At 42.2% G+C, this 3,758-nt stretch carries 3 protein-coding genes and 1 pseudogene (1 of these 4 cut by a window edge); all 4 read left to right on the plus strand.

The window, feature by feature from the left end:
- Positions 1-907, plus strand: a pseudogene (locus tag HZC45_00515) (pyruvate, phosphate dikinase); it begins 1,710 nt to the left of the window's first position.
- Between the two features lie 465 nt (positions 908-1,372).
- On the plus strand, positions 1,373-2,371 hold the full coding sequence (locus HZC45_00520) for a PstS family phosphate ABC transporter substrate-binding protein (protein MBI5681654.1): 999 nt from the start codon (positions 1,373-1,375) through the stop codon (positions 2,369-2,371).
- 47 nt (positions 2,372-2,418) lie between these two features.
- Positions 2,419-3,072 (plus strand): MIP family channel protein, encoded by a 654-nt coding sequence (locus HZC45_00525; GenBank protein MBI5681655.1) that lies wholly within the window; start codon positions 2,419-2,421, stop codon positions 3,070-3,072.
- A gap of 269 nt (positions 3,073-3,341) precedes the next feature.
- A partial coding sequence (locus tag HZC45_00530; protein ID MBI5681656.1) for a transposase occupies positions 3,342-3,758 on the plus strand: 417 nt, incomplete at its 3' end.

Raw genomic sequence — 3,758 nt, forward strand, 5'->3', positions numbered from 1 at the left:
AGAGATGATTGTTGCGGATAATTTAGAGACAAGGAAGACGGCGTTATCAAAACTTCTCCCGTTCCAGAGGGAGGATTTTAAAGGCATATTCAGGGCAATGGACGGAAAGCCTGTGACAATAAGACTTATAGATCCGCCCCTTCATGAGTTTGTCCCGCATACAGAGCCGGAGCAGAGACACCTTGCTGAAAAGGTTGGTATTCCTTACGAGCATGTTCACCGCAGGGTTGACAGGCTCAAAGAGGCAAACCCTATGCTCGGGCACAGGGGGTGCAGGCTTGCAATAACATATCCTGAAATACTTGAGATGCAGGTCAGGGCAATTATTGAGGCGGCATGCGAATGCGCAAAAGAGGGCGTCAAGGTTCTCCCTGAAATAATGCACCCGCTTGTGATAGACGGCAGGGAATTGAAAATCCTTGAGACAAAGACAAGAGAGGTCGCTGATGCAATTATCAAGGAAAAGGGAGTTAAACTAAAATACCTTGTAGGCACAATGATTGAGGTGCCGAGGGCGGCGCTTCTTGCTGATAAGATTGCAGAGGTTGCGGAATTCTTTTCATTCGGAACAAATGACTTGACTCAGATGACACTTGGTATGAGCAGGGATGATGCAGGAAGATTTCTGCCTGATTATATAGACGAGAAAAAGGCAGGGATTTTAAAAAATGACCCGTTCCAGTCCCTTGACCATGAGGGTGTCGGCGCACTTATAAAGATTGCAATTGAAAAAGGAAGGAAGACAAGAAAGGATTTAAAAATCGGGATATGCGGAGAGCACGGCGGAGACCCTGCGACAGTGGAGTTCTGTTACAGAAACGGTTTTAACTATGTTTCATGCTCTCCGTTCAGGGTGCCTATTGCACGGCTCGCAGCAGCGCATGCAGCGCTGAAGGGAAGTAAATGAGTCAACCAAAAGATGAAATCGTAAAAACTAAAAATCCACCGCAGAGGCGATTAAGACACCGGGATTAAGAACCTGATTAAACCGTTTAAACCGTTTAAACTGTTTAAACCGCTTTTAAAATCTCTGTGCCTCTTAAGTCTCTGCGGTTAATAATAATGACTTTTTACGAAACCATCAGATAAGTTTATTGACAAAAAATATAAGAAGAAAGGGAAAAGAAAGGGAAAAGAAGCCCTTGCAGCAGGAAAGCCCCTCATCCTATTTTCAATAAGTGGATTATTGAAAATATTTTTCTATCTATATCAGAATATCAGGAGAAAACAGTTCAATAAAAGGGATTGTTCTGCAAATTGTTTCGCAAATGCTTAGTTTTTCAACAGGCTGTTTTTCAACAGGCTGAAAAGATTCGACCCCTTTGACTTTTAAAAATATTAAAAATAAAAATTAAAATAGGAGAATTAAAAAATGAAAAAACTAATAACAAATCTAATCGTATGGATTCTAATTTTAACATCAGGAAAGGCTTATGCAGCAGAACTTATCAGGGCTGACGGCTCTTCTACTGTATTCCCAATAACCGAGGCGGTTGCAGAGGAGTTTCAGAAGACTGAAAAAGGCAAGACAAGGGTAACAGTAGGCATATCAGGAACAGGCGGCGGTTTCAAAAAGTTTTGCACAGGCGAAACAGACCTAAGCGACGCCTCAAGGCCGATAAAGCCATCGGAGGTCGAACTCTGTAAAAAGAATAAAATAGAATACATAGAACTCCCTGTTGCATACGACGGTCTCTCGGTTATGGTTAATCCAAAAAACAACTGGGTTGATTATATGACTGTAAAGGAACTTAAAAAAATATGGGAGCCAGAGGCGCAGGCAAAGATTAAGAAGTGGAATCAAATACGCGCAAACTGGCCTGACAAAGAAATCCATCTATTCGGCGCTGGCGTTGATTCAGGCACATATGACTATTTCACAGAGGCAATAGTAGGCAAGGAACATTCAAGCCGCGGTGATTTCACATCAAGCGAGGATGACAATGTGCTTGTGCAGGGTATAGCCACAGATACCCTTGCATTGGGCTTCTTCGGCGTGGCATATTATGAGCATAACAAAGACAAGATGAAACTTGTTGCAATTGATGATGAAAATGATAAAAACGGCAAGGGTGCAGTGCTGCCGACATATGAAAATGTAGTAAACGGCACATATCAGCCTCTTGCAAGGCCCATATTCATCTATGTAAGCAAAAAGTCTGCTGATAAGCCAGAGGTAAAAAGATTCATTGACTTTTATATGAAAAACAGCGGTAGCCTTTCAAAAGAGGTCGGCTATATAGCGCTTCCTTCAAAGGCTTATGAACTTGCATTAAAGAGGTTTGAAAAGCGCATCACAGGTTCTGTTTTTGGCGGACACGGCTCACAGGTGGGTGTTAAGATAGAAGAACTCTTGCAGAAGGAGCAGTAATATTCCCCTCACCCTCTCCCCTTTGGGGAGAGGAAATAAATGGTAGAATGAAAAGATATATATCAGAGTTTATTGGAACATATTTTCTGGTTTTTATTGGCACAGGCAGCATTGTTGTAAATCAGATATATACTGGCGCTGTAACACATACTGGCATATCTCTTGCCTTTGGTCTTTCAGTTTTCCTTATGGTCTATATTTTTGGAAATATATCAGGCGGCCATATAAATCCTGCTGTTACAATCGGGCTTGCAGCATGCAAAAGATTTCCATCTAATCAGGTTTTGCCTTACATCACTGCCCAGTTATCAGGCGCAGTTGCTGCATCATTTTCTTTGTATCTGCTTTTTGGAAACTCAACAACACTCGGTATTACACTGCCAATTGGTTCTTCGTCCCAGTCATTTACGCTTGAATTTATAATGACCTTTTTACTTATGTTTGTAATAATGTGTGTTGCTGCAGGCAAAAAAATAAACTGGTTTGGTTCAGGTTTAGCAATTGGCGCGGCAGTAGGTATTGACGCCTTTTTGGGAGGCAGAATAAGCGGCGCATCTATGAATCCTGCGCGTTCTTTTGGACCCGCAATTGTTGCAATGAATTTTGAAAGCCACTGGATATACTGGCTTGCGCCTGTCTCTGGTTCGGTATTTGGCGCCTTACTGCATAGGTGTATGTTTTTAAACCATAGATTTTCATAATGCGTAACATACGGGGTCAAATCTTTTCGGTCTGTTGCCCAAATCCTCTTAATCCTATAAATTCATGATTAGTTAATGTATAATAGCCGTTATAAAGAAGGCTACAAACATGATGGGACATCAAGACCCTTTGCAGAGCAAGCTTTTCTATACCGACCTAAATATAGATAAGCGTATTCGCACCGATCATCCATTGCGCCTGCCTGTGCGTCTGCACGCAGACAGGCAAGATAGACAAATTCATAGACTTCAATTTCGTTTCCAAAGAGGTGAAAGACAAATACGGCCTCAATGGAAATGTCTCTGTTCCGCCCCCTTTAATACTCAATCTAATGCCCCTTCTCGTATTTTACAACGTTCGCTCCGAAAGAGAACTGATGGATATACTACCTGAGAGATTAGACTGCCTGCCTGTGCAGACAGGGCTGTGGTTCCTGGGATACGACCTTGATACTGACTTACCCAACCACAGTGTATTATCAAAGGCAAGAAAGAGATGGGGAGTAGAAATATTCAAAGGGTTCTTTGAGCGAATAGTATGGCAGTGTGTTGAAGCGGGGCTTGTAGACGGAAGCAAGATATTCGTTGATTCCAGCCTGGTAGACGCAAATGCCTCCAACAACTCCGTAATAGACACAAAGTCCCTTAAGTTCCAGTTAAATGAAAACTACAAACAATTAGAATCC

This window comes from Deltaproteobacteria bacterium (assembly GCA_016223005.1).
GTDB lineage: Bacteria > Desulfobacterota > GWC2-55-46 > UBA9637 > GWC2-42-11 > JACRPW01.